The 16548-nt window shown below is 37.4% G+C and carries 19 protein-coding genes; 14 read left to right on the forward strand and 5 right to left on the reverse strand.

The genetic code is table 11. The features are described from left to right. The first annotated feature begins 103 nt into the window (after nt 1-103). The 10 genes from QZ114_RS04765 to whiA all read left to right on the forward strand — a co-directional run bounded on the left by QZ114_RS04765 (nt 104) and on the right by whiA (nt 8439). Nucleotides 104-1684 (forward strand): GH25 family lysozyme, encoded by a 1581-nt coding sequence (locus QZ114_RS04765; protein ID WP_366926344.1) that lies wholly within the window; start codon nt 104-106, stop codon nt 1682-1684. Between the two features lie 344 nt (nt 1685-2028). After that, complete coding sequence (locus tag QZ114_RS04770) at nt 2029-2547, forward strand: DNA starvation/stationary phase protection protein (protein ID WP_295500144.1); 519 nt, start codon at nt 2029-2031, stop codon at nt 2545-2547. A 130-nt stretch (nt 2548-2677) separates the two neighbouring features. Further along, the gene (locus tag QZ114_RS04775; protein WP_295500146.1) at nt 2678-3184 is read left to right on the forward strand and encodes a dihydrofolate reductase; all 507 of its coding nucleotides are present in this window, start codon (nt 2678-2680) and stop codon (nt 3182-3184) included. Beyond that, the gene (locus tag QZ114_RS04780) at nt 3184-3354 is read left to right on the forward strand and encodes a hypothetical protein (RefSeq protein ID WP_000442260.1); all 171 of its coding nucleotides are present in this window, start codon (nt 3184-3186) and stop codon (nt 3352-3354) included. The genes QZ114_RS04775 and QZ114_RS04780 overlap by 1 nt, the downstream gene beginning before the upstream one ends. A 36-nt stretch (nt 3355-3390) precedes the next feature. Next, complete coding sequence (gene clpX / locus QZ114_RS04785) at nt 3391-4623, forward strand: ATP-dependent Clp protease ATP-binding subunit ClpX (RefSeq protein ID WP_295500148.1); 1233 nt, start codon at nt 3391-3393, stop codon at nt 4621-4623. Nucleotides 4624-4631: 8 nt separating this feature from the next. Beyond that, complete coding sequence (gene yihA / locus QZ114_RS04790; RefSeq protein ID WP_295500151.1) at nt 4632-5219, forward strand: ribosome biogenesis GTP-binding protein YihA/YsxC; 588 nt, start codon at nt 4632-4634, stop codon at nt 5217-5219. Nucleotides 5220-5229: 10 nt separating this feature from the next. Continuing rightward, nucleotides 5230-5610: a RidA family protein gene (locus QZ114_RS04795; RefSeq protein WP_295500154.1), complete on the forward strand. Its 381-nt coding sequence runs from the start codon at nt 5230-5232 to the stop codon at nt 5608-5610. A 56-nt stretch (nt 5611-5666) separates the two neighbouring features. Beyond that, nucleotides 5667-6557, forward strand: a complete 891-nt coding sequence (gene rapZ / locus QZ114_RS04800) for an RNase adapter RapZ (RefSeq protein ID WP_295500157.1) — start codon at nt 5667-5669, stop codon at nt 6555-6557. After that, nucleotides 6554-7531: a YvcK family protein gene (locus tag QZ114_RS04805; RefSeq protein ID WP_295500160.1), complete on the forward strand. Its 978-nt coding sequence runs from the start codon at nt 6554-6556 to the stop codon at nt 7529-7531. The genes rapZ and QZ114_RS04805 overlap by 4 nt, the downstream gene beginning before the upstream one ends. Continuing rightward, nucleotides 7528-8439: a DNA-binding protein WhiA gene (gene whiA / locus QZ114_RS04810; RefSeq protein ID WP_295500162.1), complete on the forward strand. Its 912-nt coding sequence runs from the start codon at nt 7528-7530 to the stop codon at nt 8437-8439. Before QZ114_RS04805 ends, whiA begins: the two co-directional genes overlap by 4 nt. An 87-nt stretch (nt 8440-8526) precedes the next feature. On the opposite strand, the gene QZ114_RS04815 is transcribed toward whiA, so the two are convergent. The 3 genes from QZ114_RS04815 to QZ114_RS04825 all read right to left on the reverse strand — a co-directional run bounded on the left by QZ114_RS04815 (nt 8527) and on the right by QZ114_RS04825 (nt 11925). Then, nucleotides 8527-9654, reverse strand: coding sequence for a site-specific integrase (locus QZ114_RS04815; protein ID WP_366926341.1), 1128 nt, complete (start codon nt 9652-9654; stop codon nt 8527-8529). A 472-nt stretch (nt 9655-10126) separates the two neighbouring features. After that, a complete protein-coding gene (locus tag QZ114_RS04820; protein ID WP_295500168.1) occupies nt 10127-11020 on the reverse strand; it encodes a type II toxin-antitoxin system PemK/MazF family toxin in 894 nt (297 codons plus the stop codon). 83 nt (nt 11021-11103) lie between these two features. After that, the gene (locus tag QZ114_RS04825; protein ID WP_295500171.1) at nt 11104-11925 is read right to left on the reverse strand and encodes an XRE family transcriptional regulator; all 822 of its coding nucleotides are present in this window, start codon (nt 11923-11925) and stop codon (nt 11104-11106) included. 161 nt (nt 11926-12086) lie between these two features. On the opposite strand from QZ114_RS04825, the gene QZ114_RS04830 reads away from it, so the two are divergent. Beyond that, the gene (locus tag QZ114_RS04830; protein ID WP_000969964.1) at nt 12087-12230 is read left to right on the forward strand and encodes a hypothetical protein; all 144 of its coding nucleotides are present in this window, start codon (nt 12087-12089) and stop codon (nt 12228-12230) included. Between the two features lie 294 nt (nt 12231-12524). On the opposite strand, the gene QZ114_RS04835 is transcribed toward QZ114_RS04830, so the two are convergent. Continuing rightward, the gene (locus QZ114_RS04835; RefSeq protein WP_295500176.1) at nt 12525-12713 is read right to left on the reverse strand and encodes a hypothetical protein; all 189 of its coding nucleotides are present in this window, start codon (nt 12711-12713) and stop codon (nt 12525-12527) included. Here QZ114_RS04835 and QZ114_RS04840 point away from each other — a divergent pair. Further along, nucleotides 12712-12960, forward strand: coding sequence for a hypothetical protein (locus QZ114_RS04840; RefSeq protein WP_295500179.1), 249 nt, complete (start codon nt 12712-12714; stop codon nt 12958-12960). The two genes, QZ114_RS04835 and QZ114_RS04840, sit on opposite strands and share 2 nt — an antisense overlap. Nucleotides 12961-13030: 70 nt before the next feature. On the opposite strand, the gene QZ114_RS04845 is transcribed toward QZ114_RS04840, so the two are convergent. Then, nucleotides 13031-13999 carry an NAD(P)/FAD-dependent oxidoreductase gene (locus QZ114_RS04845; RefSeq protein WP_295500182.1) on the reverse strand — a complete coding sequence of 323 codons (969 nt, stop codon included), beginning with the start codon at nt 13997-13999 and terminating at the stop codon, nt 13031-13033. A gap of 930 nt (nt 14000-14929) precedes the next feature. Here QZ114_RS04845 and cdaA point away from each other — a divergent pair. Next, a complete protein-coding gene (gene cdaA / locus QZ114_RS04850; RefSeq protein ID WP_295500184.1) occupies nt 14930-15787 on the forward strand; it encodes a diadenylate cyclase CdaA in 858 nt (285 codons plus the stop codon). Then, nucleotides 15774-16538 (forward strand): YbbR-like domain-containing protein, encoded by a 765-nt coding sequence (locus QZ114_RS04855; protein WP_295500187.1) that lies wholly within the window; start codon nt 15774-15776, stop codon nt 16536-16538. Before cdaA ends, QZ114_RS04855 begins: the two co-directional genes overlap by 14 nt. Nucleotides 16539-16548: the final 10 nt, after the last annotated feature.

Consider the following 16548-nt stretch of genomic DNA (forward strand, 5'->3'; position numbering starts at 1 on the left):
AATTTGAAAACTTGGTCTAGTAAGTGTTGTCGTACTAGGATTAGCAGTTAGTAAGGTAGCTGCAAATGAAACTGAAACACAAGTATCCTCCGACGAGAATAGTATTCGCTATTCTGTAAGTAAGGTAGAAGGCAAACAAACAGTTACTACTACAAATGAAACAAATGAAGCTAGTGTAAATAAAAAAACCGAAGAAGAGAAACCTGCCCAGAAAATCGCACATTGGGAAGGTGACTATTATATTAAAAATGATGGTTCCATGGCCAAGAATGAATGGATTTATGATAAAACTTACCAGAGTTGGTTTTATTTAAAATCCGATGGAACTTATGCTCGTAATGAATGGAAGGGTAACTATTACCTAAAATCAGGTGGCTACCTAGCCAAGAATGAATGGATTTATGATAAAGCTTATCAAAGCTGGTTTTATTTAAAGTCTGATGGACGCTATGCTCAGAATGAGTTGCAGGATGGCTACTACCTCAAATCGGGTGGCTATATGGCCAAGAATGAGTGGATTTATGATAAAGCTAATCAGAGTTGGTTTTATTTAAAATCTGATGGTAAAATCGCTCGTAATGAGTGGCAGGGTAATTATTATCTAAAATCCGATGGTTCGATGGCCAAGAATGAATGGGTGTATGATAAAACTTACCAAAGTTGGTTTTATTTAAAATCTGATGGACGCTATGCTCGTAATGAATGGCAAGGTAACTACTACCTAAAATCGGGTGGATACATGGCTAAAAATGAATGGGTTTATGATAATACATACCAAAGTTGGTTTTATCTAAAATCTGATGGTTCTTATGCCAATCAAGAATGGCAAAAAGTTGATGGGAAATGGTACTACCTTAAGAAATGGGGCTATATGGCTAAAAATGAGTGGCAAGGTAACTACTATTTGACAAGTAGTGGTGCCATGGCTACTGGTGAGTTGGTTTTGGATGGAGTTCGCTATATTTTTTCAGATTCAGGTGAGTTAAAAGAAAAGAAAGATTTGAATTCTGGATGGATTAATAAAGATGGTAGTCGTTATTTCTTTAATCGTAGAGAAGAACAGATTGGAACTGATCAAGCGAAAAAGATAATTGATATCAGTGAACATAATGGTCATATCTCAGATTGGAAAAAAGTAATTGATGAAAATGGCGTAGACGGGGTTATTGTTCGCTTGGGTTATAGCGGTGCTGAAGATAAGCAATTGGCATACAATATCAAAGAGTTAAACAGATTAGGTATACCTTATGGTGTTTATCTTTATACCTACGCTGAAGATGAGACAGATGCTGAAAATGATGCCAAACAAACTATTGCATTATTGAAAAAATATAATATGAATTTGTCTTACCCTATCTACTATGACGTTGAAAACTGGGAGTATAATAATAAAACCAAAAAAGCTCCAACAGATACTGGAACCTGGGTTAAGATTATTAACAAGTATATAGCAAAGATGAGACAAGCGGGTTATCAAAATGTGAAAGTTTATAGTTACCGTAGTTTATTGCAAACACGTTTAAATCATCCTGATATTCTACAACATGTCAACTGGGTTGCAGCCTACACAGATGCGCTTGATTGGACAAATCCATATTATTCTGGACCAAAAGGTTGGCAATATACATCTACTGAATCAATAACAGGTATTCGAGGAAATGTGGACGTCAGCGTTTGGTATTAAAACCTATATTTGAAGAAGGAGTATGCAAGTCATTTGCCTACTCTTTTTCATTTTCTAGTACAGTAGTATGCAATTTCAAAATAGTTTGATAAAGTAAACTATACTTATTTGACTTAAAATCTCTTCGCTGTTTTATAGGAAATTGAAATCACAATCTTTTTTAAAGAGATATTTGAAAGGTTTTTTGATTTAAAATTTTCTCTAATAAATCCTTAAATTATCAGTCTATTGCAACTTTTCTCATATGAGTCTTTTGGCTTGCTATTGTTTTTTAAGAGTAGTATACTAAGTATGTAATCACTAATATGTGGTTGCTTAGAAAAATAATGAATGAGGTAAAAATAATGGTTCAAATTAAAAAAGAAGCAGTAAAAGACGTAGCAACACTAACTAAGGCAGCACCAATAGCTTTGGCTGAAACAAAGGCAGTTCTAAATCAAGCTGTAGCAGATTTGTATGTAGCACATGTTGCTTTTCATCAAGTACACTGGTATATGCGTGGTCGTGGTTTCCTAGTATGGCATCCAAAAATGGATGAGTACAAAGATGCCCTTGATGCTCACTTGGATGAAATCAGCGAACGTTTGATTACGCTTGGCGGTAACCCATATTCTACTTTGACAGAATTCCTTGAACACAGTGAAATTGAAGAAGAAGCTGGTGAATACCGTAATGTTGAAGAAAGTTTGGAGCGTGTTCTTGCTATCTTCCGTTACTTATCAGAGTTGTTCCAAAAAGGTTTGGATGTAACTGACGAAGAAGGTGATGATGTGACAAATGGTATTTTTGCGGATGCCAAAACTGAAACGGATAAAACAATCTGGATGATTGCAGCAGAACTTGGACAAGCACCTGGGTTGTAAGAAATAATAGCAATGTATATAAATCTGTAAGAAATTTCTTACAGATTTTTTCTATTCTGTAAGCTATTCCAAACCAGTCTTTTTTTGAGTTTTTTGATAAAATAGTAGTATCAGTAAAAAGGATGGAAGCATGACAAAGAAAATTGTAGCTATTTGGGCCCAGGATGAAGAGGGGATAATCGGTAAGGATAATCGCTTGCCTTGGTATTTACCAGCAGAATTGCAACACTTTAAAGAAACCACTCTCAATCATGCTATTTTGATGGGACGAGTTACTTTTGATGGGCTGGGGCGTCGCTTGCTTCCAAAACGGAAGACCCTGATTTTGACACGTAATTCGGAAGAAAAGATAGACGGAGTTGCTACTTTTCAGGATGTCCAGTCTGTCTTGGACTGGTATCAGGCTCAAGACAAGAATCTCTATATTCTCGGTGGGAAGCAGATTTTTCAGGCTTTTGAACCTTATTTGGATGAAGTGATTGTGACTCACATTCATGCTCGGGTGGAGGGCGATACCTATTTTCCTGAAGAGTTCGACTTGTCTCTTTTTGAGATAGTTTCAAGCAAATTTTACGCCAAAGATGAGAAGAATCCTTATGATTTTACCATCCAATACCGCAAGAGAAAGGAAGTCTAATGGAACGTAGTATATTTGGTTTTTTCACAGCCATGCTGTGTTTGGTCTGCTTGCTTGCTGGAGCACAGGCTTTTCGTAAAAAGCGTTATGGACTTTCTGTTCTGCTCTGGTTAAATGCCTTTACCAATTTGGTCAATAGTATCCATGCTTTTTACATGACCTTATTTTAGATAGAATGACAGTATAGAATAGAACGGAAGGAAATCATGCCTACAAATAGGAATAATGATATGATGGTTTATTGCTCATTTTGTGGCAAAAGCCAAGAAGAAGTACAAAAAATAATCGCAGGCAACAACGCCTTTATCTGTAATGAATGTGTGGAGTTAGCCCAAGAAATCATTCGGGAGGAGTTGGCTGAGGAAGTCTTGGCAGACTTGTCTGAAGTGCCAAAACCAATCGAACTTCTCAATATCTTGAACCACTATGTAATCGGTCAAGATCGTGCCAAGCGTGCCTTGGCTGTGGCGGTTTACAACCACTACAAACGCATCAATTTCCACGATACGCGTGAAGAGTCAGAAGATGTGGATTTGCAGAAGTCAAATATCTTGATGATTGGCCCAACTGGTTCTGGGAAAACTTTCCTTGCTCAGACCTTGGCTAAGAGCTTGAATGTGCCTTTTGCGATTGCGGATGCAACAGCTCTTACTGAGGCTGGTTATGTAGGTGAGGATGTGGAAAATATCCTCCTCAAACTCTTGCAGGCTGCTGATTTTAACATCGAACGTGCAGAGCGTGGGATTATCTATGTGGATGAAATTGACAAGATTGCCAAGAAGAGCGAGAACGTATCGATCACACGTGACGTTTCTGGTGAAGGGGTGCAGCAAGCCCTTCTCAAGATTATTGAGGGAACTGTTGCTAGCGTGCCGCCTCAAGGTGGACGCAAGCATCCACAACAAGAGATGATTCAGGTGGATACTAAAAATATCCTCTTCATCGTGGGTGGTGCTTTTGATGGCATCGAAGAAATTGTCAAACAACGTCTGGGTGAAAAAGTCATCGGATTTGGTCAAAATAATAAGGCGATTGATGAAAATAGCTCATACATGCAAGAAATCATAGCAGAAGATATTCAAAAATTCGGGATTATCCCTGAGTTGATTGGGCGCTTGCCTGTCTTTGCGGCTCTTGAGCAATTGACGGTCGATGACTTGGTTCGCATCTTGAAAGAGCCAAGAAATGCCTTGGTAAAACAATACCAAACCTTGCTATCTTATGATGATGTTGAGTTGGAATTTGACGACGAAGCCCTACAAGAAATCGCCAATAAGGCTATCGAACGCAAAACTGGTGCGCGTGGTCTTCGCTCCATCATCGAAGAAACCATGCTAGATGTCATGTTTGAAGTACCGAGTCAGGAAAATGTGAAATTGGTCCGCATCACAAAAGAAGCTGTCGATGGAACGGATAAACCAATCCTAGAAACAGCCTAGAGGTGACTATGGAACTGAATACACACAATGCTGAAATCTTGCTCAGTGCGGCCAATAAATCCCACTATCCGCAGGATGAACTACCAGAGATTGCCCTAGCAGGGCGTTCAAATGTTGGCAAGTCTAGCTTCATCAACACCATGCTGAATCGCAAGAATCTCGCTCGTACATCAGGGAAACCTGGTAAAACTCAGTTGCTCAACTTCTTTAATATCGATGATAAGATGCGCTTTGTGGATGTGCCTGGTTATGGCTATGCCCGCGTTTCCAAAAAGGAACGTGAAAAGTGGGGACTCATGATTGAAGAGTACCTAACAACTCGGGAAAATCTTCGTGCAGTGGTCAGTTTAGTTGACCTCCGTCATGACCCATCAGCAGATGATGTGCAGATGTACGAATTTCTCAAGTATTATGAAATTCCAGTCATCATCGTTGCGACCAAGGCGGACAAGATTCCTCGTGGTAAATGGAACAAGCACGAATCAGCAATCAAAAAGAAATTAAACTTTGACCCAAGTGACGACTTTATCCTCTTTTCATCTGTCAGCAAGGCAGGGATGGATGAGGCTTGGGATGCAATCTTAGAAAAATTGTGAGGAAAAGAAAATGGCAAAAACAATTCATACAGACAAAGCTCCAAAAGCGATCGGACCATATGTTCAAGGAAAAATCGTTGGTAATCTCTTGTTTGCAAGTGGTCAAGTTCCCCTATCTCCTGAAACTGGGGAAATCGTTGGAGAAACGATCCAAGAACAGACAGAGCAAGTCTTGAAAAATATTGCTGCTATTTTGGCAGAAGCAGGAACTGACTTTGACCATGTTGTCAAAACAACTTGCTTCTTGAGCGATATGAACGACTTTGTTCCTTTTAATGAGGTTTACCAAACGGCCTTTAAAGAGGAATTCCCAGCTCGTTCAGCTGTGGAGGTAGCTCGTCTTCCTCGTGATGTAAAAGTCGAAATTGAAGTCATCGCAGAGATTAGATAAGCTAGGTAAGTTGAAGTTTGGTTCTACCAAGCTTCTTTTGATATAAGGAGAGAATAATGACAAAGAAACAACTTCATCTGGTAATTGTAACAGGGATGAGTGGTGCAGGGAAAACAGTAGCCATTCAATCTTTTGAGGATCTAGGTTATTTTACAATTGACAATATGCCTCCAGCTCTTTTGCCTAAATTTTTACAGTTGGTAGAAACTAAAGATGATGACCATAAGTTAGCTTTGGTAGTAGACATGCGGAGCCGTTCCTTCTTTTCAGAAATTCAGGCAGTCTTAGATGATTTAGAAAACAAGGAAGGTTTAGACTTTAAAATTCTCTTCTTGGACGCTGTGGATAAGGAATTGGTAGCTCGTTATAAGGAGACGAGGCGCAGTCACCCCTTAGCTGCAGATGGCAGAATTTTAGATGGGATTAAGTTAGAGAGAGAACTTTTGGCTCCACTCAAAAACATGAGTCAAAATGTGGTTGATACGACTGAACTAACACCACGTGAACTTCGTAAAACGATTGTAGAGCAGTTTTCAGACCGAGAACAGAGCCAGTCTTTCCGTATTGAAGTCATGTCCTTTGGTTTTAAATATGGAATTCCTATTGATGCTGACTTGTTATTTGATGTTCGTTTTTTGCCTAATCCCTATTATCATACAGAATTACGCAATCAGACAGGTTTGGATAATCCCGTTTATGACTATGTCATGAATCAGCCTGAGTCAGAGGACTTTTATAAGAATTTATTAGCTTTGATCGAACCAATTTTACCTTCTTATCAAAAGGAAGGGAAGTCCGTTTTAACGATTGCTATGGGATGCACTGGTGGACAACATAGGAGTGTGGCCTTTGCTCAACGTTTGTCAAATGATTTGTGTAAAGATTGGATCGTAAATGTAAGTCACCGAGATAAAGACAGAAGAAAGGAAACGGTAAACCGTTCATGAGAAAACCTAAAATTACGGTAATTGGTGGAGGTACTGGGATTCCTGTCATTTTAAAAAGCCTGCGGGAAAAAGATGTTGATATTGCAGCCATTGTAACGGTGGCTGATGATGGTGGTTCTTCGGGTGAACTTCGAAAAAATATGCACCAATTGACACCACCAGGTGATCTCCGAAACGTCTTAGTGGCTATGTCTGATATGCCAAAGTTTTATGAAAAGGTATTTCAGTATCGTTTTTCTGAGGAGGCTGGTGCCTTTGCTGGTCACCCACTGGGAAATCTCATCATTGCTGGCTTATCTGAGATGCAAGGATCAACCTATAACGCTATGCAGTTGCTGAGTAAATTTTTTCATACGACGGGGAAAATTTATCCTTCTAGTGATTATCCCTTGACTCTCCATGCTGTCTTTAAAGATGGGACTGAAATCGCTGGAGAGAGTCATATTGCGGATCACCCAGGGATGATTGATTATGTCTATGTGACAAACACTTTCGAAGATGAGAAACCAGAAGCTAGTCGTCGAGTCGTCAATACGATTCTTGAAAGTGATATGATTGTCTTAGGTCCTGGGTCTCTATTTACTTCTATATTGCCCAATATTGTGATTGAAGAAATCGGTCAAGCACTTCTTGAGACTAAGGCTGAAATTGCCTATGTATGTAATATCATGACTCAACGCGGAGAAACAGAACACTTTACAGATAGTGACCACGTGGAAGTATTGCATCGCCATCTTGGCAGACCTTTTATTGATACTGTTTTGGTCAATATTGAAAAGGTACCTAAAGAATATATGAATTCTAATAGATTTGATGAATACTTGGTACAGGTAGAACATGATTTTGCTGGATTGTGTCAACAAGTACCGCGAGTCATTTCATCAAACTTCTTACGTTTGGAAAATGGTGGTGCTTTTCATGATGGCGATTTAATTGTTGATGATTTGATGCGAATCATACAGGTGAGAAAATGAGTTTCACAGTTGCAGTTAAAGAAGAAATTTTAGGCCAGCATCATTTAAGTCGTCATGAATTAGCAGCTATTATTAAGATGTCTGGTAGCATCGGTCTGTCAAGTTCAGGTTTAACCTTATCAGTTGTTACAGAGAATGCCAAGCTCGCTCGCCATCTTTACGAATCGTTTCTTCATTTCTATGGCATAAAGTCCGAGATTCGCCATCACCAAAGGAGCAATCTTCGTAAAAATAGAGTCTATACAGTTTTTACAGATGAAAAGGTACAAGATTTGTTGAGCGATATGCATTTGGCAGACTCTTTCTTTGGCCTAGAAACGGGGATTGACGCAGAGATTTTATCTGATGAGGAAGCCGGTCGTGCCTATCTCTGTGGAGCCTTTCTTGCTAATGGGAGTATCCGTGACCCAGAGTCTGGGAAATACCAGTTGGAAATCAATTCAGTATATATGGATCACGCGCAAGGACTATCCTCCCTTCTACAGCATTTTTTACTGGATGCTAAGGTGCTTGAGCGCAAGAAGGGAGCTGTAACCTATCTCCAGCGAGCAGAGGATATAATGGATTTCTTAATTGTTATTGGAGCTATGCAAGCTCGTGACACTTTCGAAAAGGTCAAAATTTTGCGTGAGACTCGAAACGATCTCAATAGAGCTAATAATGCTGAGACAGCTAATATTGCTAGGACAGTTTCAGCTAGTATGAAGACTATTAATAACATCAGTAAAATTAAGGACAGATTGGGTTTGGAAAATTTGCCAGTAGATTTACAGGAGGTAGCTCGCTTGCGAATTCAGCATCCAGACTATTCTATTCAACAGTTAGCTGATAGTTTAAGTCAACCTCTTACTAAAAGCGGAGTTAACCACAGATTAAGAAAAATAAATAAAATGGCCGATGAATTATAACGATATAAAGCAATCCCTTGAATTATCAATATCTTCAAGGGGTTTTGTTGTGTTGTGAAATCAAAAAAGGGCAACCAAGGGGCAGAATTAAAAAATAGTATCTAATTTATTGACCAGTTTATCTTCCATATCCTCAGTTGTATGAGAATAGATTTCCAAAGTCATCTTTGCATTTGAGTGTCCAACTCGATCCATTATCGATTTTATTGGAAGGCCAGACTCTGCTAAAAACGAAATATGAGAATGCCTAAAAATATGGCTAGATAAGTTTTTTTCTATTTTAGCCTGTTTTCCATATTTTTTTAATATCTGTATGAAGCAAGCTATGGTTGTAGGTTGATTCCATTTTTCAAAACAGAAAATATAATCATCGCTTGACAATGGCTGGAAACGTTCGCTAAGTCGTACTATTTGTCTTTGAATAGCTTCTATGACACTCTCTGATACTTTGATTGTCCGTATTGAATTTGTAGTCTTTGGCAGCGTCTTGATTTTGTTTACTGAATCAAAATTACCTGTGATCTCAATTTTGTTGTTTTCGAAGTCTATATTCTTCAGTTGTAAGGCAGTTAACTCACCATATCTCGTACCAGTTAATGCCAGCACAAGAACCATATCAGCGTACTTTTGGTGATATTCTCGACGATTAAGGACATCGACAAGTGCTTTTATTTCTTGCATGGTGAGAAAGTTGTTACGCTTTTTTTCCAGTTCTTCTAAAGTCTTTGGCTTTTGAGGAATCGTAGTATAATCGACCTCGTTGTTTTCAATATAGGAGTATTGAACGGCGTACTTGAATATGCTTCTTAGTCGGTGTCTGACTTTCTTGGCTACGATATGCCCATTAGATTCTATAATTTTTTCGATAGCTTCCTGAAGAAAACGTCTGTCCAAATTGGCTAATAAAGTATCAGATGGTACGACTTGCTTCATAGTCTTATCTAATGACTTACAATTGCATTTCGTTGACTCCTTTACTGTTTGCTCCCAACTTTTATAGAAACGTTCATAGATTTCTCCGAAAGTAATATTCTCTACTTGTTTCGTATTAAGCTTTTGTTGTATCTTTTCTTGCAACAAGATAGCAGCTTGATTTCTCGCTTGCGGAGTTTTCTTTTCCATCGTAACCGATACTTTTTTCAATTTATCAGTATAAGGATCTTTGTATCGTTCAAAGAATTTGTATTTTCTGTTGGGAAGTTCTTCCATCCACATTGTATTTACCTCACTTTTTTGATAAAATGGGTATAAGAAAACGACCTTTTTAATGGTTGTTTCTTATAATGCTGATCCTCACGCTCAGACTCGCCAAAGTTTGAGAGCGTGGGGATTTTTTGAGTTGTTTCCAAAATGGAAATAGTTGCTAGATAAAAAGAAAAGTAGCTGTATTTGATACGGCTACCATCACGTTATGGATCTAAAATCCAAACCTAAACTTTATGGAGCTAAACTCCTGATAGCTGTATTGTAATATAATTTTCTAAAAATATCAATTTTGCACAATAGACCATGAAAAGATGGTTGCTATTGGCGAATATGGGGGATTTTTTAATAACTAAAAGCCCTACTCATAAGAGCAGGGCTAGAATTGTCCTCTTGGGACAGTATCATATATTTTGTCGTCAAGCGACCTTATGATTCTATTCTAACCCTAATTTTAAGAAAAGTCAATAAAAATACTCGAATTTTAAAAAATATTTTTCAGAGCCTCATCTATTTTGTTCATAGTATCATTAGACAGTACAATACCATTCAAAATTGAATTATTATTTTTGGGATCGTAGAGCCTCATTTTACTAATTGTTGTAACTTGATTCAATAGAACAATGCTATCTTTGTTCATGTTTTTTATTTTTAGAATAAATTTATTAGCATACTCTATTTTCTCCCCAAGTTCTGAAAGCAAAGCTGCATTATCTTTCAATTCCTGTTTTATTTTATCTGCTTCAGCATTTGTAAAGTCTATATTTTTATCAATAGTTTGTATTTGTTCGAGAAAAGAATCGTCTCTATCAGAAGCTGGTAAGTTTTTAATTACTTCCAAAGCTTTTTTATTATCTTCGATTAACGATCTAACCATTAAAGCTCTTTCATGTAATTCATCATCTTTTTTTGAAAAACGATGATGAATTTTAGTTAATTCTATAAATTTTTGAGTAGCCTCATTTTTTAACAACTGAAACACTTCGCCACCAATTGGAAATTGAAAATATTTTAAATTAGACATATCAGTTGTTTCTTTTACAGAGGTTAAAGGCAATACATGAAGAAGATGGTTTGAACGTGCATCTGTTTTATTTAGAACTATTGCATAATGAAGTCCCCCATATTCTCTGCCAACATTGAAACCAAAATCAGCATAAACGATACTTCCTCTTTTTAAAGCTGGAATACTTCGCGAGTTAAAAACTTTCTCAAGTTTTAGGTATTTTACCCAATTCTCTATCCATTGCGCTATTTTATCAGATCGTTTATTCTCTTCGTCGTCCATTCTCTGAAGGTGGTGAAGATAATCCTCCAGTTCTTGTATTATCGTTGCAGTATATATAGCTATTTCTTCGTTTGTTCTATTACTTCCCATAATTTTACTCCTTTTTTAAAATATTTAACTACCAGTTAATCTATAAAACTCTTCCTTAACCATAAGTTCGTCGGCTATGGTTTTTATTTCTCTCTATACACCCCAGCAACCGCAAAAATCTTGATGTGTGTGTCTTCGGCTGGTGGGAAGTCTATGATGATGTCTTCGTACTTGTCATTGAGCGACACTAGGCGTAAGCGTCCGTTTTCGGTATAGATCTTTTTGAAGTAAGAACGGTCTCCGTAGGCGATAACTGCTAAATCACCGTTGTAGGTGGTCAGTCCTTTGTCTGCTAAATATAGAATATCTCCGTCTTGATAGTCAGGTTGCATGGAATCTCCGCTGACTTTAGTAGCAATGTCGTGACGTGGTGGTTGCTCGTCAACCTCTATAGTCTCTCTGTCTGTATCGTCGTAACCAAATCCATAGTTAAATCCAGAAGCTGCTGCCGTCTCAGATACAACCTCAACTTGGTACAAGCTGATAACTTCCGATACTTCGTTTATCTTCGTTTCTTCTTCGTTTTGCTCTGTGTACATCTCGCTGTTTGCTTTTTGGCTCTTCAGAAGCTCCTCAGAAGTCCATAGGACGATTTTTTTATTATCTGGGGTTAATTGTACTACCTTATCTGTTATCTGTTGTGTGAGGAAATCTGGAGCGTCTGCGAGGGAGTCGGTGGATTCTACTTTAAAAGTAGTATCTATATCTGATTTTCTAACACCGAAATAATCAGCCAATTTTTGGATAACACCAAAAGAAGGAGCGCTTCTTAACTTCATATAGTCTGTCATAGTACTTGCTGAAATCCCAACTTCTTTAGCCAACTCTTTTTGGGTGATGCCACGTTGCTTTCTAAAGTGTGTAATGTTTTCAGCAATAATTTGCATTCGTTTTTTTTCATCCATTTACGATTACCTCGTATTTTTTTATAATTACATTATATATCATTTTTGATTGATAAACAATAAAAAATACGAAAAAATCCTATTTTTGATAAAAAACTATTTATAATACGAAAAAATCGTATTATAATTAAATCAAGCTTAAGGAAAAGGAGGTAAGGCAAATGATGGAACACATCATAAAAAGCCTAGCAACCAAGGACACCACAACCGTCATCTTGGTACTAGGCTTAGTCAACGAAGCTCGTCTTTGGCATAAGCAGTACTTAGCTTACAAGCTCAAAGACAAAGAGCTTAAGAAAAAGTAGAGAAAGGGGCAGAAGCCCCAACCTCTACTTGATAGTGTACCATCATTTGCCGTGAAAAGCAATGAGTGAAGAAATTGGATTGATAATCCTAGCAGGATTTGTGATTGTATCTTTTACTATTCGTCAGATAGTGAAGTACCGATGTGATAAAAAAGATAAGGAATAGGGAAATGAGTGAACTAGAAAGAACAGCCCTCAGTGAGATATTGAGGACGGTGATATATATTGCTGAGAAGTTGGATGAAGTAGAGTTGACTACGTCATTCTTAAAAGGTAGCGTAGATGCTTTAAAACTTAGGACTGACCAGTTTGTTTCTGAGCTAAGTTCGTAAGAGCATTGAGCAATTCGGGGTTTTTAATCATTTCAGGGAGTATCAAAGCTAGCATACGCTCTTCTATAGTTTGTTCTGGTTTAGAGTGTTTAGCGACTTGTTCAGCTACCGTGTTAATAATAGTCGCATTATTTTGAGCGATAAGACCCATGATGGCATCTAATTTATTATTTATAGTTGTCAAAAAAGATGTATCTATATTTGATGAAGAGAGAGTTGAGGTATCAGACTGGCTCTCAAAATCAAAAATTTCAATTGTTTCCTTTAGTCGTTTTATTGCAGTGTTAGCTTTATCTAAATCATTTGTAGCATATTTTATAGCTCTTAAAGTGGTGACATCAAATAGGATAGAGTGTCCTTCTTCTATGATAGGAATGACAAGTTTACCAAGTGCTTGACGGTACCCAAATTCATAGAAAACATTAGAATTATAAAACCACGAATCCTATGCGACTCGTGGTTCTTTTCTTATAAACTTGTAGAGTGTTTTGGTTGTACTTTTTGGTCTGGATCCAGGTAGTTAATAGCGTTATTAACAGCAGTTGGTGCTTCTCCGAGACCAGTAGCAATTAAATCAATCTTACCGTCATAGTAGCAACAGTCTCCGATAGCATAGATTCCAGCTTGGCTAGATTCTTGTTTGCTATTTACGATAATCTTGTGGCGGTTGAGATCCAGACCCCAGTTTTTAAGGTTACCGACAGAAGATTTGAAGCCATAGTTAACAAAGAGATGATCTAAGTCAATGGTTTCAGTTTCATCAGATTTGACTTTTGTGATTTCAAGTTTATTGAGCGTTTTTCCATTTCCAAGGAGTTGGCTAGGGACAAATGGTGTCTTGATGCTTACAGAAGATTCTTGCAAAGCTTGTACACTATGCTCCAAGGCACGGAAATTATCTCTACGGTGAACAAGGGTAGTTGGTGCAATTTTTTCAAAAGCCAGTGCCCAATCTACAGCGGAGTCTCCGCCACCAAGAATGGTCACTTTCTTACCAGCATATTGCTGAATGTTGGAAACGTGGTAGTGGATGTTTTCATAACCTTCTACACCTTCTAATTCTAGAGGACGCGGTTTGAAGGCACCACCTCCCATTGCGATAATGACAGTTTTTGTCAGATGCTGTCCTTTATTGGTTGTGATGGTATAGCTACTGTCTGTTTTCTCAATATCCAAAACTGTTTCATTGAGGTGAATTGGGGTCTCAAAACCATTTAATTGCTCAATGAGACGATTTGTCAATTCTTCACCAGTTAGGTTGGGAAAACCTGGGACATCAAGAATTTGTTTTTCAGGGTAGAGGATAGCAGGTTGGCCTCCAAGTTGAGGTAGAGAGTCAATAAGTTGAACTTTGGCTTGGCGAAGGTGAGCATAAAAGGCTGCAAAGAGCCCTACAGGGCCACCGCCTACAATAGTAATATCATATAGTTGAGACATGATTTCTCCTTATTTTTCTAATGATTCTATTTTATCATATTTTATTTAAAATTAGAAAATATGATTCAAATTCTTTTTAAGATAGCTTTCGAGCATAACTTGTTAATCGAAAAGCAATTATTGGAATTCACCGATAGGGATAAAATCTTTTTCTTTTGAAGATTTTGCAACAATTTCAAATTGTCCATCAGCTTTTTCATAGCCGATGGTTATCGTAGTTTTATCATCGGGTAATTATTTTGCAAACTCTGAAATACTCATGCAAATGAATACGATATCATTGTTTTGATCCCTTATAGCAGAATGTGCGTTTAGGGCATCAAGAGATTGGTGAGTAGATTCCTTTGTTTGTCCAATAAGCGAAATCTTGATATTATCATGTGGTTCAGTATTATCTGGTGTCGTGATATTATTTTCAATTGAAATAGTAGCGGCTTCAGTGTCACCAGGATTTAAACGACCTTTGAGTAAGGAAGTAACTTCTTTATATTGACTATTCTTTGCTTTTGTTTGCTCGATAGACGAGGTAGAAGTGCTTTGCTCGGTTTTGGGCTATTCCTTGTTTTCAGAGGTAGTTGATTTATTATGTGAGCAAGCTACTAAGACAGTAGCAGAAATAAAGATGATTGATGTTGAGAATAGTTTTTCACAGTTTTAATTCTTTCGAAATGAACAGGCTTCTATTATTTATTTTTGGTTCATGAAAAGCTATGACTAAAGTTAGATTATAGCCGTTAAAAAAGTTTTGTAAAGTTTTAAATTGGAATTTGATCAAATAAAGTCATGAGAATGTTTATTTCAATCTTAGTTTTATCTATACTTTTTCTCAAAATCTATTTTTTTGAACGGACTGTTTCAAAATCAGTTAAAGAATTTTCAGAAAAATGATATAATAGAAAAGAACCTGTTTGAATGAGGAGGAGATAGTGGATGAATTTTCAACAATTAACCAACTCGCAATATTGGACTAGCTTATTTTCCAGTCCTTTAAGTATCGCCATCAATATTTTTGATATTTTGATTGTTGCCTATATTTTATATCGTTTTACAAAAGCGATAGCAGGTACCAAAATTATGATTCTGGTACGTGGGGTAATCATTTTTGTATTGGCGCAATTTGTGGCAAATATCCTAGGGTTAACAACTATTTCTTGGTTGATTAATCAGATTATTACTTATGGAGTTATTGCCGCAGTAGTGATTTTTTCTCCAGAAATTCGGACGGGATTGGAGCGATTGGGTAGAGCGACAGATTTTTTCTCTAATTCTACAGTCAGTGCAGAAGAGCAAATGATTCGCTCCTTCGTAAAGTCTGTTGAATACATGAGTCCTCGAAAAATTGGAGCACTTGTTGCAATTCAGCGAGTTCGTACGTTGCAGGAATATATTGCTACAGGTATTCCCTTAGATTCAAAAATCTCAGCAGAACTCCTTATTAATATTTTTATCCCCAACACACCTTTACACGACGGGGCAGTGATTATTCGGGACAATCGTATTGCAGTAACATCAGCTTATTTACCCTTGACAGGAAGAACAGGAATTTCTAAAGAGTTTGGAACTAGGCACAGAGCTGCAATTGGCTTATCTGAAGTTTCGGATGCCTTGACTTTCATTGTTTCGGAAGAGACAGGAGGCATCTCTATCACATACAACGGAGTATTTAAGCATAACCTAAGTCTTGAAGAATTTGAAGCTGAACTACGCGCCCTTCTTTTACCAGTGGTTGAGGAAAAAGTTACTTTCAAAGATCGTTTGTTAGGAGGTAGGAAATATGAGAAAAAATAGTTTATATATTGTTTCCTCTCTATTTTTTGCTTTTGTTTTATTTGTCTATGCAACTTCTACAAATTTTCAAAATAGCACTACTGTAAGGCAGGTAAAATCTGAGACCTATAGCAATACAATACCAAATGTACCAATTGATATTCAATACGATAATAATCAATATTTTATCAGTGGCTTTGCTTCAGAGGTGTCTGTAATATTGACAGGTGCCAATAGGGTAACCTTAGCTAGCGAAATGCAAGAAAGTACAAGGAAATTTAAAGTGACAGCCGATTTGAAAGATGCTAGTGAAGGAACTATTGAAGTCCCTTTGACAATTGAAAATCTCCCCAACGGCCTAACTGCTGTGGCAACCCCTCAAAAAATTACTGTCAAAGTTGGTAAAAAGGTGAGACGTGATAATATGACTGTTGTGCCACAAATTGAACAAAGTCAAATTGATCCTAAGTTACAAATTGATAGCGTAGCAGTATCTAACGAACGAGTTTCTGTCACAACAGATCAGGAAACAGTAACTAAAATTGATCGGATTATTGCCGTTCTACCAACTAGTGAACGAATTACTGGGAACTATACTGGTTCAGTACCTCTTCAAGCTATTGATCGAAATGGTGTTGCCTTACCAGTAGTGATTACTCCGTTTGATACTATTATGAAGATAACAACTAAACCAGTAGCTCCAAGTTCAAGTAGCTCTAGTTCATCAGAAAATTCTTCTACGACTAAAGCTAATAGTTCTAAACCAAACTAAGTAAAAACAG

This window comes from uncultured Streptococcus sp. (genome assembly GCF_901875575.1).
GTDB lineage: Bacteria > Bacillota > Bacilli > Lactobacillales > Streptococcaceae > Streptococcus.